Raw genomic sequence first — 26334 nt, forward strand, 5'->3', positions numbered from 1 at the left:
GCTCATCGGAACGCGGGGCCTGCGGTTTTAGCTTGGCAGAGTTTGCATGATCATCGGCGCAGGATAGAAATGGAACCCTTCGCCTGCCCTTGCAATATGTCCGATGCCTGGCCATGGGAAGTGATATGCGATCATGGGAATCCGTTCCTGGGCAAGCATATCCAGGACTTTGAACCGGGTCTGTGCCGACAATTTGGGATCCGTATCAAAGGCAAATTCCATCAAGGGCCGTTCCAGCAACAGCACATGGTGATGTGTCGTATCGCCAATGGCTGCCAGTGTTTGCCCCTCGGATGTGATCAGGAACATCATGTGCCCCAACGTGTGGCCGGGGGCGGACACCGCCTGGATGCCGGGCAGGAATTCTTCGCCATCTTTGACAAAGATGATCCTGTCACGGTTTGGCATCAGGTTGCGCCGCGCACCATCAACAAAGGCATTCATATATCCGGGCTCGGACCAGCCCAGCTTTGCCTCATCTGTCCAGAACTCGAAGTCAGTCTGCGAGATATAGATCTGAGCATTGGGGAAATTGCGTTCACCGCTTGGCGACATGATCCCCCAGACGTGGTCGCAGTGGGCATGTGTACAGACAACGGCGTCAATGTCAGCCGGATCAATCCCTGCAGCAGCCAGATTTTCCATCATCCGGCCTGTGGTTGGGCCAAACATCTGTGAATCGCCCATCCCGGTATCAAAAAGAACCAATTTAGAGCCTGTATTCAGCACCAGAATATTCTGTTCCAAAATAACGTTGTTCGGATCCAGAAAGTTGCCGGTCAGGATACCGCTGACTTCTTCCTTTGTGGTTCCCAGAAAACTGGCTGAAGGCTCTCCCAATGGCAGGATCCCGTCTGATATGACGGTCCCCTGCATGGAGCCATGTTTGAAGCGATAGAAATAAGGTGCCTGATCTGTTGCCAGCGGCGCTTTGGCCAGGGATGGCCTCGCTGTGAAACCGGTGCCCACTGTCCCGGCTATTGCCGCCGCCCCAAACAAAGCGTGGCGACGCGTTAATGTTAAATCGCGCATGTGTTCTCCTCCCAGAGTCATGGCAAGCGCCGCGTCGGAGCAATGGTCTGAGCTTCGGCCCAAACACAGCCAGCACGCAGGCAGCTTGTGGCTCCAGTGTCCACGGAAGGTTCATTCACGCGATAGGTCTTGTTCAAAAACTTGCGCGGTTTCCGCCAATTGATGGTCCACGGCTGAGCGGATACCGCGCACTTGGGTTCCCAACAGCACTGCGGCTCAGAATATCCCGAAGCCCCCAAGAACGCACCTTGGGGTTTCGGGGATCAGTGAAAGGGAAGCGGCTTGGGCAAAGGTCCATCTGAAACTTCCCTTGGGGTGCCATGCAGGCTAAGCACTGCGGGTGCCGGTTCGGTTTCGTTGGTGTCAGCGGTCCCGTCGCCCCAGGATCGGCTCATCCACAGGGTGCAGGGCCTTGCGTTTTGGTCTTCCGTGACGAACTCCCCGACACAGAGGCTGAGCTGTTCTGAATCATGCTGAGCGGTAACAGATATCTGCCCTCTGCTTTGAATGGGATTTGGCTGTTCTAGCAGGAATGCCGTGCGCCCCCAGTGGCCGTTGGACTGCACATCATTGGTGACTCGAATTCCTGGCGCCAACTCCATGACAAAGCTGACAAATACCGCATGCGCCATGCCTGTTTCGGTGACGGTGAGATCAGTCGATACAGCAGCTGGTTTGATATTGGGACGGGTAAAGTCAAAGTGGAAAAGATCCGTTTGCGGCCCCAAGGGGCGCAGCCCGCAGACCGAAAAGTCATTGGGGGTGATCGCTGCGACATTTGCAAACCGGTGGAAGGCCGAGAGGTCAAAGCCCTCCGCCTTTTTCGGGCGCCAGATGTCCAGAAGCCGGTCGCTTTCCACGACTTGCGCCATCAAAGTCCCGTGCTCCGGGATGGCGCGGGCATTGGGTTTGGCCAGCGCGGCCATGGCATGGGTCAATGTGGCCAGAGCCCCTTCGCCCAACAATACCGTGTCTACGATTTCGGATACCACAACATCCGCCGCCTCGGGAATATCCACGCCAACAATCAGGTTATGGGACAGTTTCGGGATCACCGTGATCCGCTCGCTCAGCCCGTTGTCGGCAATCACCTGACGCGCAGCCTGCGCAATCAAGGGCTGCTGTTCGCAGGTGTAGACGTGTTTTGCTCCCGCCCGTGCAGCAAGCATTGCCGTCAACCCTGCCCCGCAGCCGATGTCCAGCACGATGTCACCGGGTCTGACCTTGGCTGCAATTGCCTGCGCGTAGGCTTGGTTGCGCGATGTGTCCGCAAGCATCGAAAAGTGCCAGCGTGGCACGCACATCTGAAAAAGACGCTCGCGCAGGATTTGGGCTTCATGGTGATGCGGGTCCAGATCAAGCGCATCCTGCAAGAGCAAGGCCGTCTGCTGGCCCCCATCCGTCAAGGGAAGTGTTTTTGCCTTTTCGACACATGCGTCCGCCAACTCAGTTGCTGCGATGTCCTGTGAAAGTTCGTCCTGTATCAGGTTTATTTGCCCCGGTATGTTTCTGCGGTCCGTCGTTTGGCTATTACGCAATTTTTGTTTTCCCTCAGTTGGAGCAAATGCCATCAGAGGGAATTGGTCGCAAAGCGGACTGAAGATAACGTAAACTCGAAAAGAATTTTCAGGGGTTTTCGCTAAAATGTGTCAGGCTGTGAGATGCGAAAAGCCATGTAGTGGTTTGTAATAAAACAATATGTTCCGCGCGAAATCAGGGCGGTCGCGCGGAACAAGCTGTGGTCGTGATCCTTACGCAAAGAGTTCGTGCGCAAGCTCAAGGGCGTCGATGAGCGTATCGACTTCGTCTTTTGTATTATAAAGCCCAAAGGACGCGCGGCAGGTGGCTGTCACGCCGAGGTGCTCCATCAACGGCCCTGCGCAATGATGACCTGCCCGTACCGCAACACCTTTGCGGTCCAGAATGGTCGAAATGTCATGGGCATGGGCTGCCCCATCCAGCGTGAAGCTAAAGATGGCGGCTTTGCCGGGGGCGTGGCCCTGAATGTTCAGCCAGTTGAGGCCGGCAAAACGTTCGACAGCATAGTCGCGCAAAGAGGCTTCATGGGCAGCGATATTCTCCATCCCCAGCCCCATCATGTAATCCAGCGCAACCCCCAACCCGATGGTCTGAACGATACCAGGTGTTCCGGCCTCGAACTTCGTCGGTGGATCGTTATAGATAACCTGATCCTTGGACACTTCCTTGATCATGTCACCACCTCCGATGAAGGGGCGCATTTGTGCCATCCGCTCGGGTTTCACATAGATCGCACCAGAGCCAGAGGGGCCGTACAGCTTATGGCCAGTGATGGCATAGAAATCGCAACCAATGTCCTGAACATCAACGGGCATATGAACCGCACCTTGCGATCCATCTACAAGGACGGGAACCCCCTTGGCCTGGGCACCTGAAGTGATGGCTTTGACATCGACAATAGTGCCCAGAACGTTTGAACACTGGGTCACTGCAACCAGCTTGGTCTTGGGGCCGATGGCGTCAATCACCTTTTGCGGGTCAAGCGATCCGTCGGGCTCGGTATCGACCCACTTCAGAACCACGCCCTGCCGTTCCCGCAGAAAATGCCACGGTACGATATTTGCGTGGTGTTCCATCACCGACAGGACAATCTCATCTCCGGCTTCCATACTTGGCATGGCCCAGCCATAGGCCACAAGGTTAATGCCTTCGGTGGTGCCTGAATTCAGGACGATGTGATCCTCGTGCCTGGCATTCAGGAACCGTGCAATGGTTCCACGGACGGATTCATACTTTTCGGTGGCCAGGTTAGAAAGGTAATGCAAGCCGCGGTGAACATTGGAATATTCCTCCGCATAGGCACGCGTGATCGCATCAATCACCACCTGCGGCTTTTGCGCTGAGGCACCATTGTCCAAATAGGTCAGCGGCTTTCCGTTCACTTCTCGTGACAGGATCGGAAAGTCAGCGCGGATTTTGTCAATTTCGTACATTAGCTGCCCCTATAGGCCGGTCGAGATGTATTGTAATAACAGGGTGAACACGAAGGATATGGAGACAATGGCCAGCATAAAGGTTCCCACCGCGCGCCACATTGAATTGAACTGATGCACTTCGTTAATAAAATGCACCAGCACATAAAGCGCTCCGAGGATGACAACCAGGCCCAGGATCTCGGATAATGCTGGCGATACAAACGCCGCAAAAACCACACAGGCTACCAGTAGCGTCTGTACGAAACCTACCCAGGTGATGGCGATCAGCATTTTGACGAAAGACCCGGTTCCCCCCAGCCAACGGCCGACCCCAGTCAAAGCCGCAACAGCAAGGAGCTGAACAACCACGTTCAGCACAAGATATTCGACCGCCGAAAAGAACACGGCTGTTGACCCCATCAGAACGAAGAGCAGAGACTGAACGATCATGACCATCGCGCTGAGGACTTGCACCAGAGCAAACCCTGTCCACGCGACCTCGTTCGAGAGAGGCAGCGACAATATGAACCTTGCCGCCTGGGATGGCGCTTGGATGGTTTGACCAATTAAAGGTCTGATTGCAATCATCGTTGCCTTCTCCAGTATGCCTCATGCAGACCGGTCAACAGAAACCACAAAACGGCTGCGCACCACAAGCCACCAACAAAAGACAGCGCAGGACCATTGCCAATAAAACCGGCAACCAGACCATTCAGCAGCATCAGCGGGCTGGCGGCCATCATGGCCCAGAACAGGGCGAGGCGTGATTGAAACCCCTGCCCTTTGCCGCCAAAAGCCCGGGCCAGAATGTGGAACAGAAAAGCCAGTCCATAAAGGATCAAGGGCAGCATAAAGACGATGGCCAGAAGGGAGCCGCCCATCAGCGTGTTCAGATCCTGATCCGTCAGATGGGCCACACGAGCCAAACGCGGCAACTGGGCGATGAACATCACCACGCAGCTGCCCATGGCAAGCGCAACCAGACGGTCTTCGCGCGGGCCTGCGGACAGGAGCCGCGCCAAAACCTGGCGCGGCCCTTTATATGTCAGCAAAATATCAGTTGTAATCGCCATCAGCGACGCCGGGCCAGCCAGCCTTCGAGGCGATCAACAAGTGAAGCTGCAATGGTCTCATCTTCCACCTCCTCCACGGCTTCTGCGAGGAAGGCAAGTGTTAGAAGATCCGTTGCAGCCCCATGTGGAACGCCCCGAGAACGCAGGTAGAAAAGCGCTTCTTCGTCGATCGCACCAGATGTGGACCCGTGTGAACAGGCCACATCATCGGCATAGATCTCAAGCTCAGGCTTGGCGAGGAACTGGCTGTCGTCATCCAACAGCAAAGACTGGGAAATCTGATATCCATCAGTCTTTTGCGCGCCTTCCTTCACAAGGATCTTGCCCTGGAACACGCCGGTCGCGCCATTGCGCAGGACCTTTTTGAACACCTGACGGCTTTCACAATTCACCGCGTCATGTGTGATAAAAACTGTGTCGTCGTGATGGAAGTCACCATCGCCAACACAGGCGCCGGCCACATGGGCCACTGCGTCGTCTCCGGTCAGTTCGATCACGTGTTCGTTGCGGGTCAGAACACCGTTAACGGTCAGGGTGAAAGACTTGAAGACAGACTCGGACCCGAGGCGCGTGAACATATGAGTTGCCGCGCGGCGTTCGTGGTCGCGACCCTGGGCGCGGATGTGATGCAATGCACCCCCGTCTGCGATGTCGATTTCACACACTTTGTTAAACCGCGACGCTGCGGGACCGTTCTCCAGAATGGTCGCCTCTGCACCGCTTTCAACGCGGATCACATGGTGCAGGATCGCATCGGAATCCTCTTTGCCATGTTTGTAGATCAAGCTGATCGGCTTGGAGGGTTTTGCGGTCACATGGATCACCACACCATCCGTTGCATAAGCGGTGTTCAGTGCCGCCAGCGGGCGGGCCACCGGGGACTGGCCACACGCTTCAAGAACGCCGTATAAGTCCTTGATCCAATGAATGTCCTTGACTGCGGCATCCGCCAGGCGATCAATTTCGACGCCTTCCAGGCTCAGATCGTCAGAGGCTTCGGCGTCAAAGACACCGTCGACAAAAACAATCTTCAGGCGGTCAAAATCATCAAAGACCGGCGCCTCATCAGACGCAAAAACCCCAGCGGTCGGCGCTTCTGCGGTCACCAGCGTATCCGGGCGCGTGTACTTCCAATACTCATCCCGGCGGTCTGGCAATCCCAGCGTCTGAACGCGCGACAGCGCTGCGGCACGCGCGGTTTCAAGACAACCGCCCTCGGGCAACGTCAGCGCGGCCAGCCGCGCCTCTGTTGCGGTTTGTTTCAATTCAGGCAGCGCCATTATGCGATCTCCGCCAGAATGTCGGCATAGCCGTTGTTCTCAACTTCCAGCGCCAGCTCTGGACCACCGGTTTTGACGATACGACCATTCGCCATGATGTGCACGACGTCCGGTTTGATGTGATCCAGCAAACGCTGATAGTGGGTGATCACCAGGAAGCCACGACCTTCGTCCCGCAGGGCATTTACACCTTCGGAAACCAGTTTCATTGCGTCCACGTCGAGGCCGGAGTCGGTCTCGTCCAGAATGCACATCTTTGGCTCCAGCATTGCCATCTGCAGGATCTCGTTGCGCTTCTTTTCACCGCCCGAGAAGCCCACGTTGACCGGGCGCTTCAGCATGTCTGCGTCAATTTTCAGGGTTTTTGCTTTTTCGCGAATGATCTTCAGGAAATCGCCAGCGGACAGTTCTTCTTCACCTCGTGCCTTGCGTTGTGCGTTCACGGCTGTACGCAGGAAGGTCATATTGCCAACGCCGGGAATTTCGACCGGGTATTGGAACGCGAGAAACAGGCCCAATGCCGCGCGCTCTTCCGCTTCCAGCTCCAGCAGTTCTTCACCACCCAGTGAGGCAGAGCCCTCGGTGACCTCATAACCGTCACGACCGGACAGCACATATGACAGTGTGGATTTGCCAGAGCCGTTCGGCCCCATGATGGCATGCACCTTACCGGCTTCCACTTTCAGATCCACACCTTTCAGGATCTGCTTGTCTTCGTCTTCAAGTTTGACGTGCAGGTTCTTGATTTCGAGCATTTTTTCCTCGTTTATCGTCGGTTTGAGCGTCCGAGTGCGGCCGCTGTCATTTCGTAGCGCACCAAACAGTGCCGTTTTTTCGGGGCGACTGATCCGGGTATTGGATCTTGCCGCCTATCTTCATTTTTTCAGTTGCGGTAGACCACCGCGGCTCTTTCCGGTGCCGTAGTTGTTTGCTGCTGTTTAGGACCGATTTGGATGTATTGAACGCCGACCCATAGAGAATTGGGCATTGCGTCTTGCCGCTGCTCCTTGACCCATGCGGGCGAGAACAGCGTCTCCATCGCCTTGGGCGCCCAGAAGACCAGATTGTGCATTCCCATCACCATCAAAAAGACACCAATGCCCTGTGCCGCTTTCAACTCCGGTTCGTGGAGCTTGAACATCTCTTTAATCGCGATACAGGCAACAATCGAAATGCCCGCATCCAGCAAGAATGCCACCGCATCCGCTACACTTCCCTCACCGGTCAGGTGAAAGCGCACATAGCGCACAAGAATAACCGTAAGAAATCCAGACGCCAAAGCGCCAAACAGGCTGACTGCGTAGCGCCCACGCGACCCTTTTCCAAAAGGGCCTGACCGTGGTCGTTGACCTGACCGCAGATTTTGCTCCGTCTCATGACGGTTGGCGATGCGGTTCACCCGGTTCTGGAAATCCTCGTCCGCCACGTATTAGCCCACCGAACCTTCCAGGCTGATTGCGACAAGCTGCTGGGCTTCCATCGCAAATTCCATCGGCAGCGCCTGCAGCACTTCTTTGCAGAAGCCGTTCACGACCAAAGCGACCGCCTCTTCCTCGTCCATGCCGCGCTGGCGGCAGTAGAACAGTTGGTCGTCGTCCACTTTGGAGGTTGTGGCCTCATGCTCCACGCGGCTGCTGTTGTTCTTGACCTCGATGTAAGGCACCGTGTGGGCTCCACATTCCGATCCGATCAACAGGCTATCACACTGGGTGTAATTCCGGCTGTCCTTTGCCTTGGGATGCATGGAGACAAGACCGCGATAGGTGTTCTGCGCCTTCCCGGCCGAGATCCCTTTGGATACGATCCGCGACTTGGTGTTTTTGCCAAGGTGGATCATTTTGGTGCCGGTATCGGCCTGCTGATAGTTGTTGGTGATCGCGATTGAGTAGAACTCGCCCTGGCTTTCTTCTCCACGCAGGATGCAGGACGGATATTTCCAGGTCACGGCAGAGCCGGTCTCAACCTGGGTCCACATCACTTTGGAGCGGTCGCCCCGGCAGTCGGCGCGTTTGGTCACAAAGTTATAGATGCCGCCTTTGCCGTTTTCATCACCAGGGAACCAGTTCTGAACGGTAGAGTATTTCACTTCGGCGTCTTCTTCGACGATGATCTCAACCACAGCGGCATGCAGTTGCGCAGTGTCGCGTTGCGGAGCCGTACAGCCTTCCAAATAGCTGACATAGCTGCCTTTATCGGCGATGATCAGGGTGCGTTCGAACTGGCCCGTGTTTTCCGCGTTGATGCGGAAATAGGTGGACAGTTCCATCGGGCAGCGGGTGTTCGGCGGGATATATACAAAGGAGCCGTCCGAGAACACGGCCGAGTTCAGCGTGGCGTAATAGTTGTCGCTGACCGGAACCACGGTGCCCAGGTATTTCTTGACCAGTTCGGGATGTTCACGGATCGCTTCCGAGATCGAACAGAAAATCACGCCGGCTTTCTTCAGCTCTGCCTGGAACGTTGTGCCCACGGAAACCGAGTCAAATACCGCGTCCACCGCAACTTTGCGACCTTCGGCGGGCATGTCTTCGGCCCCCTCGACGCCAGCCAGAATCATCTGTTCTTTCAACGGGATGCCGAGCTTTTCGTAAGTGGCCAACAGCTTGGGGTCGACCTCATCCAGCGACTTGGGCTTTACTTCCATGCTCTTTGGACGGGCGTAGTAATACTGGTCCTGAAAGTCGATCTTTGGGTAGGTGACCATCGCCCAGTCCGGCTCGTCCAGCTTTTCCCAGCGTTCAAACGCCTGCAGACGCCATTCGGTCATCCACTCAGGCTCTTCGTTCTTTTCCGAGATCAGACGCACGATATCGGGGTTTACGCCTTTGGGGGCGTATTCCATCTCGATATCTGTGTCCCAACCATATTTATAAGTGCTTATCTCGCGCACTGCGTCGACGGTATCCTGATCGACGCCTTCCTTGGCTTCAAATTTATCCAAAGCGGCCATTGTCATCTCCTACGGTCACGCCATGCGGGCGCGGTGTTTCTTTTGTTTTTCTATCCACGCATCAGCAAAGCGCAGAACATCATCTTTTGTTGTCTCAAGCCCCAAAGAGACCCGGATGGCACATTGTGCGATCTCTGGTGCGATCCCCATCGACGTCAGCACCGAGCTTGCACGCACCTTTCCGCTGGAGCAGGCGCTGCCGGCACTGATAGCAAACCCGGCCAGATCCATCTGCATGACCTGGGTCTCCCCCTTCCACCCCGGTGTTGCGAAACATGAGGTATTAGGTAAACGCCGTACATCTTTCCCGACAAAAATAGTCTCTTGCGCGCCAGCCACAAGGGCGTTTTCTAGAATATTTCTAAATTCAGCGATTTCGTCCCAAACGCCATTTGCCAGATCCCGTGCTGCCGCTTCAGCTGCGGCTCCGAAGCCCGCGATTCCAATGACATTTTCAGTCCCGGAACGACGGCCCATCTCTTGGCCTCCGCCTTTGATTTGCGCCGCAAGATCGGTGCCGCGTTTCATGACGATGGCCCCAATCCCCTTTGGCCCACCCAGTTTATGACCAGAGATGAGCGCCATGGTTGCACCCATCCAGTTGAATGCGACCGGGAGTTTCCCAAACGCCTGAGTGGCATCGGTTACGGCCAGACCTTCAGGCAGGGTTTGAATGATTCCGGTTTCCGAATTGGCCAGTTGAAGGGTGCATTTTGATGGTTCTGTAACAGCCACAACGCCGTCTTCATCAACACAAAGGTCTTCTTTAATCCAAGACCTTACAGCGTCATGTTCAACTGCTGCGCCGTGCAGTCCCCGACCGCCAAGTGCGAGTGCGGCCCCCTCTGTTGATCCCGACGTAAAGACCAGATCCGCACCGTCTGCGCCAAAGGCAGCAGCGATCTGTGCGCGGGCCTTTTCAACCAGTGCTTTGGCTTTGCGGCCTTCTGCGTGAACCGAAGACGGGTTTCCGCATACATTCATCGCGGCAGCCATCGCTGCGCGCGCTTCGGGGCGCAGCGTGGCTGTGGCGTTATGGTCCAGGTAAACTCGGGTCATGATGCGGTTTGATGCACAGAATTAATCGTCGACAACATCGAACAGGCTTGGCACTGCCGGACATGGCGCAAGTTCGTTCTGGATCACATCGGACAGACGGGTCTGATGCAGGAAGACATAAACATGCGCGCTCAACCCCTCCCACAGGCGGTTTGTCAGCGACTGCGCACGGCTGCCGGACAATCCCCCGGAAGCCCCGGCCCCTTTGTGCATGGCATCAATGGTTTCTTCGACCGCGGACAGAATATCAATGACCCGGATTTCGGAGGCAGGACGAGACAAGCGATAGCCTCCCCCCGGTCCACGGACCGATGACACCAGATCAGCGCGGCGCAGCTTTACAAAGAGCTGCTCAAGATAGGCAAGTGAGATGTCCTGCCGTTTGGAAATATCCCCAAGCGCCACCAGAACATCTGAGGGCTGAAGGGCAATATCTGCCAGCGCGACCATCGCGTAGCGGCCTTTTGTCGATAGCTTCATTGTCTTATGCCTCCCAAACGGCGCGTGCGCCCGCGAAATCATTGACGTTTTGAACAACTGTGCGTATCTCATCGGGACGATGTTTCGGCAAGGTCCAACATCAACAAATTAGAACCGTTCTAATCTGCCCGAGAGATTTCGTCAAGAATTTGCATCGGATCAGCGAGCGTAAAACGAGAGTAGGATAAACCCGCCCATGCCTGAGGTCATTTTTCCTGGACCCGAAGGCCGCCTGGAAGGCCGCTACCACCCGCAAAAAGAACGTGACGCACCGATTGCAATTGTGCTTCATCCCCACCCGCAGTTTGGCGGAACGATGAACAACAAGGTCGTCTATAACCTGCACTATGCGTTTTATAACATGGGGTTTACCGTCCTTCGGTTTAACTTCCGTGGCGTCGGACGCAGCCAGGGCGAATATGATCAGGGCGTGGGTGAGCTGTCCGATGCCGCATCGGCGCTGGATTACCTGCAGTCCATGAACAACAACTCCAAGCATTGCTGGGTTGCGGGCTTCTCCTTCGGCGCCTGGATCGGCATGCAGCTGTTGATGCGCCGTCCGGAAATCACCGGATTTATCTCGGTCGCGCCGCCTGCAAACATGTATGACTTTTCGTTCCTTGCCCCCTGCCCGTCGTCTGGCTTGATCATCAATGGCACTGCGGACCGTGTGGCACCGCCTGCAGACACCGTAAGCCTGGTCAACAAGCTGCATGAGCAGAAGGGGATCACCATCACCCATACCGAGGTGGAAGGTGCGGATCACTTCTTCCAGGATCAGCATATGGACACGATGGTTGGCAGCGTTTCGGATTACGTAAAACGCCGTCTGACGGAAAATACCCGCTGATGTCATCCACGCTGGACTCCCTCGCCCAGAAACTGGCCGCGGATACGCTCAAGGTGCAGGACGCTTTGGGTGAGGATCGTCTTTATATGGAGGTGGCCCAGGTATTGGGGGCCGCCTCCCAATCCCTGGAAGAGGCCTTTTTGACCGAGGTGCGCGTGCGCCTGGCGGAGCAAAAGGCCCGAATATTTCTCGAAAAAAAGATCGCGGCCGCGCAGGCTGCAATAGAGCCAAAGGACTAAACGTGCAAAATACCCTCGCGCAGCAGCTAGAATTCTTAACCGAAATTGAAAAGCTGCGGGGGGTGAACAGGCATAACAACCTGCTGGACGGCTCGCGGGTAGAAAATTCAGCAGAACACAGCTGGCATCTGGCACTTTATGCGCTTGTGCTGCAAAATCACGCGCCTGAAGGGGTGCAGGTCCTGCGGGTCATCCAGATGCTGCTGCTCCACGACATCGTTGAAATCGACGTCGGCGATCACCCCATCCATGAAGAGGTTGACTGGGCTGCGGTTGCACAAGCCGAAGAACGCGCGGCGGCACGGATCTTTGGCCTGTTACCAACTGAGCAAGGGCAAAAGCTTTCCGCTATTTGGCATGAGTTTGAGGCGAATGAGACGCCCGACGCCCAATTCGCAAAAGCACTGGACCGCGCACAACCGCTGTTTCAAACCCTCTGTGGAAGCAATCCACCTGCCGACCACGTCGCAATCTGCCGAGAGAATATCGAAACCGGGCGCGCGGTTTCGTTGAAGCAGAACTTGCCGATCGCTTACAACTACTTGCGAGACGCTCTTGAAGGGGTCTTTGCGCCACGGGACGCGGGCGATTTTCCGGCCCAGGTTGCATTCCTGAATGAGGCGGACCTGTTGAAACACGTGCTGCGTGCCTCGAAACTGGGAGACGGGTCGCGGCATGAAAACTCTGCGGAACATTCCTGGCATATCCTGATGTTCGCCTGGGTCTTTGCGGATCATGCCAAAGATCAGGTGGACCTGTTGAGGGTACTGACCATGTTGATCCTGCATGATCTCGTGGAAATCGACGCGGGTGACGCCCCCATACACGGGGTTGTCAGCGCCGCAGCATTGGCCAAGGTCGAAGCCAAAGAACAGGCGGCGGCGGACCGTATCTTTGGCCTGTTGCCAGATGCGCAGGCCCGGGATCTGCGCGAGATCTGGGAGGAGTTTGAGGCCGCACAATCCCCGGAGGCTGTATTTGCCAAATCCATCGACCGCGTGCAGCCGGTCTTGTTGAACCTCGCCAATGGCGGTGGCAGCTGGCTGGATTATGACGTGAGCCTTGAACAGCTTGATCGCCGCGTCGGGGACAAGGTCCTGCGCGGCGCCGCTCGGGTTTGGGAGCATGTGCGCCCCAAGGTCGCTGACTGGTTTGTTGAAAACGGTCGTGCGTGAGACGTCAGGCGGGTGTGAAGCTTTCGGTCTTTGCGCCCGCTTCTGAAATCTCGAGGAATTCGCCCGGTGCCAGCGCGGTCCAGCCGTCCTCATCCGCCTCCAAAGGTTCTGAAACCACCGCCCAGCCTGCGCGCGTATCGCTCCAGCGGTAATAGACCGAAGGCGCGATGTCGTCAGAAGAATAGCGGGCAGCAAACAGGCGGACCCCGTCAGAGACTGCCACTGACAGGCGCATATGGGGCGTAACGCCGGACTGGCGCGAAAGTGTCTCCATTTCGGCCACGGATCGTTCCAACGCGGATTTCGGATCCTCGTCCAGCCCATGTTTCAAGGCACAAAGGAACAGAACCTCGCTGTCGGTTGCGCCTTTACGGTGCGGGTAGAGCGTATCCGGGATTTTCATGTCGGCAGTCCGGCGGAAGCTGTCAAAACCGCCCACCTGCCCGTTGTGCATGAAGGACCAGCGGCCCGCCACAAACGGGTGGCAGTTGTTGCGGCTGGTGGCAGAGCCGGTGGAGGCCCGCACATGGGACAGGAACAGTCGCGATTTCACCTGATGCGCCAGTGCCCGCAGGTTCGGATCGGACCAGGCTGGAAACACATCCCGAAACAGGCCCGGTTCCGCACGGCTGCCGTACCAGGCCACCCCGAATCCGTCGCCGTTTGTTGTGGTCTTACACTGCGTTGCCCCGATGCTTTGGGCAATCAGTGAATGCCCCGGCGTGGCGATGATGTCTTCCAGATAAATCTCTTGCCCCAAATAGGCTGCCCATCTGCACATTGCCTGTCCTCATACACATGACCGGAAAACGCCCCGGTCGTCTAACGCCGCGAGTCTATACAAAACTCATCACGTCCTCGCGAGATCCCATACTGCACAGAAACCTGTGCAAAGATAAGGCATTGGCACGCTTTTGTGAGGGCGGCTCGAAACAGGATTGCATGGCGTGCCGTTTTCAGGCCTTTTGGGTGCAGATCCTGTCATGTGGAGATACCCATGCCTCAGCCTTATCTTCTGCTGATCCTTGCAGTTCTGGCCGAAACCATTGGGACCAGCGCGTTGCAGGCCAGTCAGCAATTCACCCGCTTAATGCCGTCGCTCCTGGTGGTGGTGGCCTATGGTGTTTCATTCTATCTTCTGGGCAAGACGCTGGCCTTTATGCCGGTCGGCATTGTCTATGCGATCTGGTCCGGGCTCGGCATCGTCCTGATCGCCGCAATTGGCTATATTGTGTTCGGTCAGACGCTGGATCTGCCGGCGGTATTGGGCATCTCTTTGATCCTTTTGGGGATTTTGGTGATCCATCTGTTTTCCAAAACTGCGGGACATTGATCAAAATTCAGCAGCCCAATTTATCATGCTGCGCCTGCACTTCTTTTCGCTGGCCTTCTGAGGCCGTTCACGCTATGGGCGGCGCAACTCCTTTAGAAGGCTGATACTATGGACCTGCGCAATATTGCGATCATCGCCCACGTTGACCACGGGAAAACCACCCTGGTTGACGAGCTATTGAAACAATCCGGCGCGTTCCGCGAAAACCAGGCCGTAGCCGAACGGGCTATGGACAGCAACGATCTGGAACGCGAACGCGGGATCACCATTCTCGCCAAGGCGACTTCGGTTGAGTGGAACAACACACGGATCAACATTGTTGATACCCCCGGCCACGCGGATTTCGGTGGCGAGGTTGAGCGCATCCTCTCCATGGTTGATGGTGTGGTTCTGCTGGTGGACGCCGCTGAAGGCCCGATGCCGCAAACCAAATTCGTGACCTCCAAGGCGCTCGCGCTGGGGTTGCGTCCGATTGTGGTTGTGAACAAAGTTGACAAGCCCGACGGAGAACCCGACCGCGCGCTGGACGAATGTTTTGACCTGTTTGCCAACCTTGGCGCCTCGGACGAGCAGCTGGACTTTCCGTCCATGTATGCCTCCGGCCGTTCCGGCTGGGCCGATATGACGCTTGATGGCCCGCGCAAGGATCTGTCCGCTCTGTTTGACTTGATCGTGAAGCACGTGCCTGCGCCCAAGCAGATCGAGAAGAAAGACGAACCTTTCCGCATGCTGGCAACCACGCTGGGTTCAGACCCGTTTATAGGCCGTATTCTGACCGGTCGTGTGGAAAGCGGCACGCTCAAAGCGGGCGACAGCCTCAAGGCGCTGACCCGTGAAGGCGAGCTGATTGAAAACTTCCGCTGCACCAAGGTTCTGGCCTTCCGCGGCCTGTCCCAACAGCCAATTGATGTGGCCGAAGCCGGTGACATCGTATCCGTTGCCGGGATGGCAACGGCCACTGTTGCGGACTCTCTGGTCGACACCTCGGTAAACGAGCCCCTGCCCGCGCAGCCCATTGACCCGCCCACCATCACCGTGACCTTTGGCATCAACGACAGCCCGCTGGCTGGCCGCGATGGTAAGAAGGTTCAGTCCCGCGTGATCCGCGACCGTCTGATGAAAGAAGCCGAGTCAAACGTTGCCATTAAGGTGACTGACACCCCCGGTGGCGAAGCCTTTGAGGTTGCCGGGCGTGGCGAGCTGCAGATGGGTGTTCTGATCGAAAACATGCGCCGCGAAGGGTTCGAACTGTCGATCTCTCGCCCGCAGGTTCTGTTCACCGAAGAGAACGGCCAGCGCATGGAGCCGGTTGAAGAAGCCACCATCGACGTGGACGACGAATATTCCGGCGTTGTGATTGAAAAGCTGACTGGCCATCGCAAAGGTGAACTGGTCGAGATGAAGCCCGCAGGTGCAGGCAAAACGCGGATCATCGCCCATGTGCCGTCCCGTGGCCTGATCGGCTATCACGGCGAATTCCTGACGGATACCCGCGGTACCGGCGTTCTGAACCGTGTTTTCCACGGCTGGACCCCGCACAAAGGGTCGATCCCGGGTCGTCGCGCCGGTGTTCTGATCTCTATGGAGAACGGTACCTCGGTTGCCTATGCGCTGTGGAACCTGGAAGAGCGCGGCAAGATGATGATCGGTGCGCAGGAAGATGTGTACCAGGGCATGATCATTGGCGAACACTCCCGTGAAAACGATCTGGAAGTGAACCCGCTCAAAGGTAAGAAACTGACCAACGTGCGTGCTTCTGGCACAGACGATGCAGTGCGTCTGACCACTCCGATGAAGTTGAGCCTTGAAGAAGCGATTGCCTATATCGATGACGACGAGCTGGTGGAAGTGACCCCCAACAACGTGCGTCTGCGCAAACGCTATCTGGATCCGCACGAACGGAAGCGGATGGCCAAAGCCAACCAGTAAAACACCAAAGGCCGCTCGAATGAGCGGCCTTTTCAAATTTAGAGCAGTGCCGTTTTTACAGGCGGAAGTCTACAATCGGCTGGCTGGAATCAATTCCGGCGTCTTCAAGCTGTTGGTTTAAAAGCTCCTGAAAATCCGAGTAGTCACTGTCTTCGTCTTCGGCCAACGCCTCCAGTACAGTTGCCAGAATTTCAACAGCGGCTTCGTTCACACCAGCGGTTCCGTCCCCGGCACCCGGAGCGCCCCCAGGTCCACGCGGCCCGCCAGGTCCGCCGGCTCCACCCGGACCGCCAGGTCCTCCTGGGCCGCCCGGTCCACCGGGGCCACCGCGTTCCACGCCTGCCTGATCCAACAGTTCATTCGGGTCCAGACCCGCGTCCGTCAGGGCAGAGCCAAGCGCAGGTCCAGAGCTGATATCGAGTTTCTGGATGCGTTCGACAATCTCTTTGGCATCACTGTCGCTCAAGTTTTCCGTGTCGTATTTGGAAAGGAGGTCGTCCAGGCTTGCGCGCTGTTCATCCGACAACGTCTGTGCCTGACTGGGGCTCGAAAAAAATGCGGAGACCGAAATCCCGCTTGTTGCATTAATCATGGCTTCTATCCATTTGCTGTTACCTTGCAGCCTCCTGACTGCAGGTGCAGAAATGTCAGATGGAAATTTTCATTTGCTTACCAATTAAAATTTGAAAATCTCTAATTAATGCAATGCCCTACTCGCCAGATTTTCGCGACTGGCATCACACATGCCAATAAAAGCAGAAGACTGTTGTCTTTCGGGCGAGATCGACCCTGCCGGCGCAATCAGATACGAACATCGACCATGGGTTGCGTCGGATCCTGTCCTGCCGCTGCCAATCGGGTATTCAGTTCCTCGCGAAACTCATCCTTTGACGCGTTTTCCTGAACCTCTTCCAGAATTTTGATCGCGCCTCGGTTGACGCCACCGGTGCCGGTCTCTTGTGGCTGTTGATTGAGCTGCGGCTGAAGGTCTGCGCCGCGACTGTTGTCGGTATCAGACACCGGCAGCACAACTTGTGACGCTTCGGCGCTGCTGGGGGTTTGCGAGGCGGGTTGCGCGTTCAGTGCAGCTTCCGCTGGTTTTTGAACCTGCGCGGACTGGGGCTGTGGGACTGACGGGTTTGAAGAAAGGGCTGCGCCGACGTGACCAATCATGAAGGGAGTTCCATTTTCACATTAAGGGCAATTCTGTTTTGCCGCTGTACCCTATGAATGGCGCATTTACGGCATTTGGAGTTTCGCACAGTCTCAATAGAAAGACCCACGCGAGCAAGCCTCGTGTGGGTCTCATTTTAATCAACTGGTTTGTGTCTGAGTGGTTTAGGATGTGACCTCAACCACCATCAATTCCCGCTCGGATGCGCCTTTGGCATGGCTCAACGCTTCCTGATAATCCGCGCTGTTATAGCACTCAACTGCCGCTTCAACGCTCGGAAACTTTGCAACGACATTGCGCGGGCGTTCTTTGCCTTCCAGCTGAACATAGCGACCACCGCGGGCGATGAATTCACCGCCGTGTTTGGCAATTGCCGGACCTGCCAGCTCCGCATATTTCCCATATGCGTCAGCATCAGTTACGGTGACATGTGCAATCCAGAGTGCGGACATTTTTGGCTCCAAAGCAGATAAACTTCCCGGCAGATTAAGGGGTCTGCGAGAAAGTCCAAGTTCTTTTTTACCGTTTGGTCAATTCAGGAGCACGGCCTCGGCTGCTTTGATTGCGTCCTCCGCTCCGGCAAAATCCTTGCCACCGCCTTGTGCCATGTCAGGACGGCCACCGCCACCTTTGCCGCCAACAGCAGGAACTGCCGCTTTCAGGATGTCCACCGCAGAAATCTCTCCGGTCAGATCATCGGTCACGCCTGCTGCCACGGCCACTTTTCCGTCGTCGTCGGCGATCAAGAGGATCACACCAGATCCGAGGTTCTGTTTATGCGCGTCAATCAAGCCACGCAGGTCCTTGCCGGAGACGCCTTTCAGGGCCTGCGCCAGGAACTTTTTGCCGCCGATCTCTTTGGCCTCAACCCCACCACCAGAGCCACCGCCCATGGCAACCTGTTGTTTTAGGTTGGAAATCTCGTTCTGCAGGGCTTTGCGTTCGTCCATCAGGGCCTTGAGGCGATCCAGAACATCCACAGGCTGCGCTTTAAGCGCTGCGGCAACATCCGCCATCCGGCCTGCTTCGCGTTCCAAGTGCTCCAAAGCTGCGGCACCGGTCAGCGCCTCGATCCGGCGGACACCGGCAGACGACGCACTGTCGCCCAGGATCACAAAGGTTCCGATGTCACCGGTCTGTTTGACATGCGTTCCGCCGCAAAGTTCCAGCGAATAGGTCTCCCCATCCGCGCCCTTGCCCGTTGGCGCACGCCCCATGGAGACCACGCGGACCTCTTCGCCGTATTTCTCACCAAACAAGGCCTGTGCACCAATGGCACGGGCGTCAACCGGGGTCATGATACGGGTGGTTACGGCTGTGTTTTGACGAATGAATTCATTCACTTCGGCGCCGATGTTGGCAAGTTCTTCGCCGCTCAGCCCTTTGTTGTGGCTAAAGTCGAAACGCAAACGGTCATCGGCATTCAGCGAGCCCTTCTGTGCCACGTGATCGCCAAGCGCATTGCGCAGAGCTTCATGCAACAGGTGGGTGGCGGAGTGATTGGCGCGGATCTGGCTGCGACGTGCATGGTCAACAACCAGCCCTGCCCCGGCCTCAACCGCGATCTCGCCTTCGGTGACATCGGCGATGTGCAGGAACAGACCTTCGACCTTCTTGGTATCGGTAATTCGCGCCGCGCCGCCTTCGACGGTCAGCACACCGGTGTCGCCGATCTGACCGCCGCTTTCGGCGTAAAACGGGGTCTGGTTCAGGATGATCTGAACACTGTCACCTTTGGAGGCTTTGTCGACCTGCGCGCCGTCTTTGACGATGGCTACAATCTGACCTTCGGCCTTCTCGGTCTCATAACCAAGGAACTCGGTTGGGCCATTGGCGTCCAGAATGTCAAAATAGACCTTAACATCTGCCGCTTCGCCCAAACCAATGCCACCGGCGCGGGACTTCTCTTTTTGCGCTTTCATGGCGGCGTCGAACCCGTCGGTGTCGACTTCGATTTCCTTGGCGCGCAGGGCGTCCTGTGTCAAGTCGAGTGGGAAACCATAGGTGTCATAGAGTTTGAACGCGGTCTCACCAGGCAGCGTGTCGCCCTTGCCCAGATCGGTCGAGGCTTCATCCAGCAGTTTCAGCCCACGGTCCAAAGTCTTGAGAAACCGGGTTTCTTCCTGCTCAAACGTCTCTTCGATCAGCGCCTGCCCTTGGGACAGTTCAGGATAGGCCGCGCCTATCTGTTGGACCAACGCTGGCACCAGCTTGTGCATCACCGGATCATTTGCGCCCAACAATGACGCATGACGCATGGCGCGGCGCATGATACGGCGCAGGACATATCCACGGCCTTCGTTAGAGGGCAGAACACCTTCGGCGATCAGGAACGAACAGGACCGCAAGTGGTCTGCAATCACCCGGTGGTGGACGTTCTGATCGCCAAAAGGATCGGAATTCGTCACATTGGCCGAGGCTTCGATCAAGGCTTTGAACAGATCGGTTTCATAGTTGTCGTGGGTGCCCTGCAGCAGCGCCGCGATCCGCTCCAGACCCATACCGGTGTCGATGGACTGCATGTCCAGATCGACCATAGAGCCATCCGCGAACCGTTCGTTCTGCATGAAAACAAGGTTCCAGATCTCGATAAACCGGTCGCCGTCTTCTTCTAGGCTGCCCGGAGGGCCACCCCAGATATGGTCGCCATGGTCATAGAAGATCTCGGTGCAGGGACCACAGGGACCGGTGTCGCCCATCTGCCAGAAGTTATCCGAGGTGGAGATCCGGATGATCCGGTCCTCGGGCACGCCGACCTTTTTCCAGATCTCAAAGGCTTCGTCATCGGTGTGATAGACGGTGGTATAAAGACGCTCTTTGGGAATATCGAATTCCTTGGTGATCAGCTCCCAGGCAAAGGGGATCGCCTGATGCTTGAAGTAATCGCCAAAGGAGAAGTTACCGAGCATCTCAAAGAATGTGTGGTGGCGCGCGGTATAGCCCACGTTGTCCAGGTCGTTGTGCTTGCCGCCGGCACGGACACATTTCTGCGCGGTTGTCGCACGGACATAGTCGCGCTTTTCAACCCCGGTGAAGCAGTTTTTGAACTGCACCATCCCAGAGTTGGTGAACATCATGGTCGGGTCATTGCGCGGCACCAGTGGGCTGGAGTCGACAATCATATGTCCCTGTTTTTCGAAGTAGTTCAGAAATGTGGAACGGATTTCGTTCAGGCTCGGCATCTTCCGTCTCTCTTTTTCAGAGGCTTACACAGCATAGTCGACCCGGTTTATCCCCCAGATGCGGTGCTGTCCACAGAATGTGCCGGGTTGTGTCGAAAAACCCAAATGAAAAGGGCGCAAACTATCTGTCCGCGCCCTTGTTCAAAACGATTTGGTCGAAGTGACTTTACGCTTCTAGAATGTCATCGTCGCCGCCTTCGGGGCGGTCGAACTCCAGCCCATGGGCGGCGCGGATCTTGTCCTCGATGTCATAGGCGATTTCCGGGTGGTCACGCAGGAAGGTTTTGGCATTCTCACGCCCCTGCCCGATGCGTTCATCCCCATAAGAGAACCAGGCGCCGGACTTCTGGACCACGCTGGCTGCCACGCCCAGATCCAACAGCTCACCCATTTTGGAGATGCCTTCGCCATACATGATGTCGAATTCTACCTGTTTGAAAGGCGGAGCAACTTTGTTTTTCACCACTTTCACACGGGTTGCGTTGCCGACCACCTCGTCGCGGTCCTTGATCGCGCCGATACGGCGGATGTCCAGACGTACAGAGGAGTAGAATTTCAACGCGTTCCCGCCGGTCGTGGTTTCTGGGGAGCCGAACATGACGCCGATTTTCATCCGGATCTGGTTGATGAAGATCACCATACATTTTGAACGGCTGATTGAGCCGGTCAGCTTGCGCATGGCTTGCGACATCAGGCGGGCCTGGACGCCCACGTTGCTGTCGCCCATGTCGCCTTCAAGCTCTGATTTCGGTGTCAACGCGGCCACCGAGTCCACAATAACCATATTTACAGCACCGGAGCGCACCAGCGTGTCGGTGATTTCAAGCGCTTGCTCACCGGTGTCCGGCTGCGAAATCAGCAGTTCGTCCAGGTCAACGCCCAGCTTGGCTGCATATTGCGGGTCCAGCGCGTGTTCCGCATCCACAAAGGCGCAGACACCGCCCTTTTTCTGCTGTTCTGCAATGCAATGCAGCGTCAGCGTGGTTTTACCGGAACTTTCCGGCCCATAGATTTCGATGATCCGGCCCATCGGCAGACCGCCAATGCCAAGCGCGATGTCAAGACCGAGCGATCCGGTAGAGGATGCTTCGATCTCAGCCAATGCGGTGCCATCGCCGAGCTTCATGATCGAGCCCTTGCCAAACTGACGCTCAATCTGCGCCAGCGCGCTGTCGAGCGCTTTTTGTTTGTCGTCGCTCACTTTGTCTTTTTTCATGGTCAAAAGATCCGCCATAGTCCCTTGTCCCTCTCTATGTGTCATACCTGCGGGGTGCCGGCAATCGCTGCTTTGTTCGCCTCTTGTTCTCTTGTGCGATCAAAAGGGGAACATTTCAAGCAAAAACTTCTGATACCCACTCAGCGACCGTAATGTTAAAGAGTGGTTTATGGCCCAGTTTTGGCCATAGGATTTACTGGAACCTTTACGAAATGCTTGTCTTTTTAAAGGAAAACCTCGTTTTTCTGTCGGTGCCTAAGACCGGAACAACAGCCTATATGGAGGCTCTTGCCCCGCATGCGGATATGGTTGTGGCCAACCCACCCGAGCTGAAACATTCACCGGTGTTCAGATATAATCGCTGGTTCCGCCCGATGTTTGCCAAGATCTGCAATGCAGAACCCGAACTTTTGGCCGTGGTACGCGAGCCGGTCAGCTGGCTTGGAAGCTGGTATAAATACCGTCAGCGCCCGTTTCTGGATGGCAAACCGACTTCGACCAAGGGGCTCAGCTTTGATGAGTTTGTGCGCGATTATTGCCGTGGCGCGCAGCCTGCCCATGCCAATGTGGGAAGCCAGGCAAAATTTCTGGAACCGCAGACCAACGGTTGCAAGGTTACGCATCTTTTCCGCTATGACCAGCTGGACAAACTGGATGCATTCCTCGTGGGCCGTTTGGGGGTCCAGATCGACACCCGGCGCTCCAATGTCAGCCCGACACTGGACGTGCAGCTTTCGCCAGAGGTTGAACAGATGTTCCGGCGCAAGAAGCCAGAAGAATTTGCGCTTTATGATGGGATAGGTTGAGGCCTGATCACGCCTCAACGGGTTCCATTTGCTGGTGCACCGTCTCGGTCAATTGGTTGAGCGAGAAAGGTTTCGGTAGGAAGACCGAGTTTGGCACTTCCGGTTCGGAATCGTCAAACGCCCCTTCGGCATAGCCCGAGACAAAGACCACCCGCGTTTCAGGGCGGGTGACCAGCGCCTGACGGACCCAGCTTGGACCGTCCATTCCGGGCATCACCACATCAGTGACAAAGACATCGACCTGCAGGCTGCCGTCCTCCAGCACATGCAGAGCTTCCTCTGCGGATTCTGCTTCCAGCACAGTATAGCCCCTCATGCGCAGCGCGCGGGAGGCAAAAGCACGAACCGGCGCTTCATCTTCGACCAGAAGAACAACGCCTTCGCCATGGCTTGGGGTGACCTTTTCCGCTTTGAGTTCAACCGGTTCAACATCCGCCGCTGTAACCTGGCGGTGGACCGGGAAGTAAAGTGTAAACTGGGTGCCCTGCCCTTTGACCGAATCAACAAAGATAAAGCCGCCGGTCTGTTTGATGATCCCATAAGCGGTCGACAGACCAAGGCCTGTGCCCTCACCCGTGCGTTTGGTTGTGTAAAAGGGTTCAAACACTTTTTCCAGCCGGTCCGCGTCAATCCCTATGCCTTCATCCGCGACACGGATGGTAACCCAGTCTCCCGTCGGCACAGCCGCTCGGTTGCGTTGCAGGGTCTTTTCCAGGTGCACGACCTCTGTTTCGATCCTGATTTCTCCACCCTGAGGCATCGCATCGCGCGCGTTCACCACAAGATTCATCAGAACCTGTTCCAGCTGGCGCTTATCGGCCCAGATTGATTTCATGATCGGATCATGGCTGAGCGTCAGTGTGACTTTTTCTCCGACCAGCCGGTTCAGAAGATGCGTCAGGTCAGACAGCGTGTCCCGTACATCCAGAACTTCGGGCTGCAGGGTCTGCTTGCGCGAAAAGGCCAGAAGCTGGCTCACCAATGCCGCAGCACGGTTGGCGTTTTCGTGGATCTGGATCAGGTCGCCGAAGTCCTGATCTCCCTGATCGTGCCGCAACAGCAATAGATCACAATGCCCAGAAATAGCTGTCAAAAGGTTGTTAAAGTCATGCGCGACACCGCCGGCCAGTTGTCCGATCGCCTGCATCTTCTGGCTTTGAACAAATTGGGCTTCCAGCGTTTTCAACTCGGTTGCGTCATTGAGAACGGCGATCAGGATCGGCTCGCCGTTCTCCAGAACCCGTGTCAAGGTCACCTGCACAAAGGTCTCCCGGTCCCGGCGTGAGATGCGCAGAAACTCGGATTTATTCGGCGCAATGCCTTTGACCGTGTCCGACAACCAGTCCGTCATCGGGCGCCCAAGCCCTTCCATCACCTGACCCAGTTTGAGGTTCTCACCTGACTTTACACCAAGCAGCGACAAGGCCATGCGGTTCACAAACAACACGTCCCCGGTTGGGGCGACCTTCAGGAAGGGAACTGGCAGGGTTTCGAAATCGGAATGCCCGCCGGCAGCCTGTGTTGAGTCCATCTCGATGAAATAGAGCTCACGACGCCCCTGATTGCGCTCCTGTTCCTGCACCAATACCTGCTTCAGGCCTGCCTTGGTGGCAATTGTCTGGATGTGGCCCGGTTCCATCTCTTGATTTGTCAGAATCGCATCAAGGGTTTTGACCCGTTCGCCAAAGAAACCGCGCGCGGCTTCATTCATGAACAAGACCGACCCGGTGCGACCGACGGTCAGCATCGGAAAGGGCGCGTTTTCCCGGCTCCGGTTGTTTTGCGTCCGTTCCGCAATGTCTTCGATCCGCCACAGGTAGCTGCCAGAAGACATTTGGTGAACCGCCAGACGCACATGCCCACGGCGGGTCACAATGTCCTCTCGTGCGGACCCGTCCTTTTGCGCACGGCATTTCAAGCGGTACAGAACGGCAGATGGGTTGGCGAGGATAGAGCGGAGATTTCCGCCAAGCGTTTCCTTCTCCATTCCCTGGAAGTTCTGTATGGCGGCCTGGTTGCAGGCGTGGACCACACCATCATCATCCGTAACAAAACTTGGTGTGGCGTCGTTTTCGATAAAGCCTGTCAGGAGTTCGCTGGCCATGCCCTGGGACTTCTGGCGCAGTCTCGTCTGTAAAAGCAGAATTCCCGCCACCAGAACCAGTGTCAGTCCAACGGCCACCAATCCCCGTCCAACCCACTCCGGGAAAGACAGGAAAAAGGGAATGGAGATCAGTATCGCTGACAAAAGAAAGGTCACCGTCAACCGAGCATATTCCTGGGAAAATACCCGCAAATCGGGGACATAAGACTTGGGGCGTCCGATCATTGCGGCTCCGTAGCGGTTTCTTAACGTTGATTGATCAATGAATAATCAGGGTTAAGTTTCAGTTAACACCAAAATTGCTTGCACGGACCCTATCAACCTGCAGCTTAATGCGTCAACACGGCGACAAAGAAACCGTCATGGCCCTCGTGGACGCTCCAGCTATGGGAGGATATCAATGTCCATCCTTCAGACCGTTGTAAAAACGCGTTGACCTGCTCCATGTTTTCAGACCCAAGCATCGAACAGGTCGCATAAGCCAGATACCCCCCTGCCGAGACCACTTGGGACGCCTGATCCAGAATCTGCGACTGGGTCACGCGGATACTGTCCAACCGCGCCTGAGTTAAGGACCATTTGCCTTCGGGGGCACGCCGCCAGCTGCCGGAGCCGGAACAGGGCACATCGCAAAGCACGAGATCGAACGGAGCGTGGGCTGCGATCTCGGCTGTCTGGATCGTCTCGATTGTGGCCTGCGCCCGCGCGGCACGGGCATGAAGATCCTTCATCCGGGCGAAATTTGCGTCATGGGCATAAAGACGCACATCGGCCCCGGCCGCTATTGCCAGGCTTTTGCCACCACCACCTGCACAATAGTCCAGAACCTTCTGTCCGTCCTGAAGCGGCAGATGCTCGACAACCGCCTGGCTCGCGGCATCCTGTAATTCCACAAGACCGCTTTGATAGGCGTCCGAGTTGCGCAGTTTGCGCGCGCCTTCGGTGATTTCAAGGGCGGCCTCTGCGGCCGGGTGCGGTTTGGTTACAATGCCTTCGGTTTCCAGATGCTTCTGCATTCTGTCGCGATCGGTGCGGGCAGTATTCACCCGCAGATGCACGGGGGCACGTTTACGCAACGCAAGTGCCGCAGCTTCGGACTGGTCGCCAAGACTGTGCGAAAAGGCCGACCACAGCCAATCCGGAATATCCAGACGTTCCGCATCTGCAGTTGCAGCTTCAGGGTCCTGACGTTCCGCATCCGTCAAGGGAGCGGGCGCATGCCCCTGCCCGTTGAACAGCGTGTCTGGATCAATCCTCTCATCCCGCAGACCGCCAAGGATCCGGGCCCGCCCGGTGGTGCCTCCGCCCAATGCAGCATGGGAGCGCCAGCACCGCAGCGCAGTAAAGACATGGTCGCGAACCGCTGCGCGGTCCTTGGACCCGGCAAAGCGGCTGCGCCGCCCCCACCCCGTCAGAGCCTTTTCGGCCGGGGTGCCGGCGATGATTTCATCCAGGACTTCGATAGCCGCCTGAAGCCGTGCGCCCGGGGTCATGCCCG

At 56.5% G+C, this 26334-nt stretch carries 25 protein-coding genes; 6 read left to right on the forward strand and 19 right to left on the reverse strand.

Annotation, left to right across the window (positions count from 1 at the left end; translation table 11 throughout):
- Window positions 1-27: 27 nt before the first annotated feature.
- The 11 genes from ACXAEW_RS15410 to iscR form a co-directional block, all read right to left on the reverse strand.
- Window positions 28-1032, reverse strand: a complete 1005-nt coding sequence (locus tag ACXAEW_RS15410) for an MBL fold metallo-hydrolase (RefSeq protein WP_474942160.1) — start codon at window positions 1030-1032, stop codon at window positions 28-30.
- 263 nt (window positions 1033-1295) lie between these two features.
- Entirely contained in the window at window positions 1296-2525 is a 1230-nt protein-coding gene (locus ACXAEW_RS15415; RefSeq protein ID WP_474943048.1) for a class I SAM-dependent methyltransferase, read from the reverse strand.
- Between the two features lie 258 nt (window positions 2526-2783).
- Complete coding sequence (locus tag ACXAEW_RS15420) at window positions 2784-4004, reverse strand: cysteine desulfurase (protein ID WP_474942161.1); 1221 nt, start codon at window positions 4002-4004, stop codon at window positions 2784-2786.
- Window positions 4005-4013: 9 nt separating this feature from the next.
- Window positions 4014-4574, reverse strand: a complete 561-nt coding sequence (locus ACXAEW_RS15425; protein WP_474942162.1) for a YIP1 family protein — start codon at window positions 4572-4574, stop codon at window positions 4014-4016.
- A complete protein-coding gene (locus ACXAEW_RS15430; RefSeq protein ID WP_474942163.1) occupies window positions 4571-5059 on the reverse strand; it encodes a YIP1 family protein in 489 nt (162 codons plus the stop codon). The genes ACXAEW_RS15425 and ACXAEW_RS15430 overlap by 4 nt, the downstream gene beginning before the upstream one ends.
- Entirely contained in the window at window positions 5059-6339 is a 1281-nt protein-coding gene (locus ACXAEW_RS15435; RefSeq protein WP_474942164.1) for a SufB/SufD family protein, read from the reverse strand. Before ACXAEW_RS15435 ends, ACXAEW_RS15430 begins: the two co-directional genes overlap by 1 nt.
- Window positions 6339-7094: a Fe-S cluster assembly ATPase SufC gene (sufC, locus tag ACXAEW_RS15440; protein ID WP_474942165.1), complete on the reverse strand. Its 756-nt coding sequence runs from the start codon at window positions 7092-7094 to the stop codon at window positions 6339-6341. Before sufC ends, ACXAEW_RS15435 begins: the two co-directional genes overlap by 1 nt.
- A gap of 128 nt (window positions 7095-7222) precedes the next feature.
- Entirely contained in the window at window positions 7223-7765 is a 543-nt protein-coding gene (locus ACXAEW_RS15445; RefSeq protein ID WP_474942166.1) for a hypothetical protein, read from the reverse strand.
- Between the two features lie 3 nt (window positions 7766-7768).
- The gene (gene sufB, locus ACXAEW_RS15450) at window positions 7769-9289 is read right to left on the reverse strand and encodes a Fe-S cluster assembly protein SufB (protein ID WP_474942167.1); all 1521 of its coding nucleotides are present in this window, start codon (window positions 9287-9289) and stop codon (window positions 7769-7771) included.
- A 15-nt stretch (window positions 9290-9304) separates the two neighbouring features.
- A complete protein-coding gene (locus ACXAEW_RS15455) occupies window positions 9305-10348 on the reverse strand; it encodes a cysteine desulfurase family protein (protein WP_474942168.1) in 1044 nt (347 codons plus the stop codon).
- A 21-nt stretch (window positions 10349-10369) separates the two neighbouring features.
- Window positions 10370-10828, reverse strand: a complete 459-nt coding sequence (gene iscR / locus ACXAEW_RS15460; RefSeq protein ID WP_474942169.1) for a Fe-S cluster assembly transcriptional regulator IscR — start codon at window positions 10826-10828, stop codon at window positions 10370-10372.
- A gap of 196 nt (window positions 10829-11024) precedes the next feature.
- Here iscR and ACXAEW_RS15465 point away from each other — a divergent pair, with 196 nt between their 5' ends.
- The 3 genes from ACXAEW_RS15465 to ACXAEW_RS15475 are packed head-to-tail and all read left to right on the forward strand — an operon-like array spanning window position 11025 to window position 13092.
- Complete coding sequence (locus ACXAEW_RS15465) at window positions 11025-11678, forward strand: alpha/beta hydrolase (RefSeq protein WP_474942170.1); 654 nt, start codon at window positions 11025-11027, stop codon at window positions 11676-11678.
- On the forward strand, window positions 11678-11917 hold the full coding sequence (locus ACXAEW_RS15470; protein ID WP_474942171.1) for a hypothetical protein: 240 nt from the start codon (window positions 11678-11680) through the stop codon (window positions 11915-11917). Before ACXAEW_RS15465 ends, ACXAEW_RS15470 begins: the two co-directional genes overlap by 1 nt.
- Before the next feature lie 2 nt (window positions 11918-11919).
- Window positions 11920-13092, forward strand: coding sequence for an HD domain-containing protein (locus ACXAEW_RS15475; RefSeq protein WP_474942172.1), 1173 nt, complete (start codon window positions 11920-11922; stop codon window positions 13090-13092).
- Window positions 13093-13096: 4 nt separating this feature from the next.
- Here the strand turns inward: ACXAEW_RS15475 and ACXAEW_RS15480 are convergent, their stop codons facing one another.
- Window positions 13097-13873 carry a class II glutamine amidotransferase gene (locus tag ACXAEW_RS15480; protein WP_474942173.1) on the reverse strand — a complete coding sequence of 259 codons (777 nt, stop codon included), beginning with the start codon at window positions 13871-13873 and terminating at the stop codon, window positions 13097-13099.
- A gap of 216 nt (window positions 13874-14089) precedes the next feature.
- On the opposite strand from ACXAEW_RS15480, the gene ACXAEW_RS15485 reads away from it, so the two are divergent.
- Both ACXAEW_RS15485 and typA read left to right on the forward strand, forming a co-directional pair.
- The gene (locus tag ACXAEW_RS15485; protein WP_474942174.1) at window positions 14090-14425 is read left to right on the forward strand and encodes an SMR family transporter; all 336 of its coding nucleotides are present in this window, start codon (window positions 14090-14092) and stop codon (window positions 14423-14425) included.
- 108 nt (window positions 14426-14533) lie between these two features.
- Window positions 14534-16354 carry a translational GTPase TypA gene (gene typA, locus ACXAEW_RS15490; RefSeq protein WP_474942175.1) on the forward strand — a complete coding sequence of 607 codons (1821 nt, stop codon included), beginning with the start codon at window positions 14534-14536 and terminating at the stop codon, window positions 16352-16354.
- 55 nt (window positions 16355-16409) lie between these two features.
- Here typA and ACXAEW_RS15495 read toward each other — a convergent pair whose 3' ends face one another.
- The 5 genes from ACXAEW_RS15495 to recA all read right to left on the reverse strand — a co-directional run bounded on the left by ACXAEW_RS15495 (window position 16410) and on the right by recA (window position 21944).
- Window positions 16410-16946, reverse strand: a complete 537-nt coding sequence (locus tag ACXAEW_RS15495) for a hypothetical protein (RefSeq protein ID WP_474942176.1) — start codon at window positions 16944-16946, stop codon at window positions 16410-16412.
- 209 nt (window positions 16947-17155) lie between these two features.
- A complete protein-coding gene (locus ACXAEW_RS15500; protein ID WP_474942177.1) occupies window positions 17156-17527 on the reverse strand; it encodes a hypothetical protein in 372 nt (123 codons plus the stop codon).
- A 165-nt stretch (window positions 17528-17692) separates the two neighbouring features.
- The gene (locus ACXAEW_RS15505) at window positions 17693-17980 is read right to left on the reverse strand and encodes a DUF1330 domain-containing protein (protein WP_474942178.1); all 288 of its coding nucleotides are present in this window, start codon (window positions 17978-17980) and stop codon (window positions 17693-17695) included.
- A 78-nt stretch (window positions 17981-18058) separates the two neighbouring features.
- Window positions 18059-20710, reverse strand: coding sequence for an alanine--tRNA ligase (alaS, locus tag ACXAEW_RS15510; protein ID WP_474942179.1), 2652 nt, complete (start codon window positions 20708-20710; stop codon window positions 18059-18061).
- A 166-nt stretch (window positions 20711-20876) separates the two neighbouring features.
- On the reverse strand, window positions 20877-21944 hold the full coding sequence (recA, locus tag ACXAEW_RS15515; RefSeq protein WP_153213989.1) for a recombinase RecA: 1068 nt from the start codon (window positions 21942-21944) through the stop codon (window positions 20877-20879).
- Window positions 21945-22138: 194 nt separating this feature from the next.
- Between recA and ACXAEW_RS15520 the strand changes: the two genes are divergently transcribed.
- Window positions 22139-22732, forward strand: coding sequence for a sulfotransferase family protein (locus ACXAEW_RS15520; protein WP_474942180.1), 594 nt, complete (start codon window positions 22139-22141; stop codon window positions 22730-22732).
- 7 nt (window positions 22733-22739) lie between these two features.
- Here the strand turns inward: ACXAEW_RS15520 and ACXAEW_RS15525 are convergent, their stop codons facing one another.
- Together ACXAEW_RS15525 and ACXAEW_RS15530 are read right to left on the reverse strand one after the other, a co-directional pair.
- Window positions 22740-25061, reverse strand: a complete 2322-nt coding sequence (locus ACXAEW_RS15525; protein ID WP_474942181.1) for an ATP-binding protein — start codon at window positions 25059-25061, stop codon at window positions 22740-22742.
- A gap of 104 nt (window positions 25062-25165) precedes the next feature.
- Entirely contained in the window at window positions 25166-26329 is a 1164-nt protein-coding gene (locus tag ACXAEW_RS15530; protein WP_474942182.1) for an RsmB/NOP family class I SAM-dependent RNA methyltransferase, read from the reverse strand.
- Between the last annotated feature and the right edge of the window lie 5 nt (window positions 26330-26334).

This window comes from Epibacterium sp. ABZ3_068 (genome assembly GCF_056159265.1).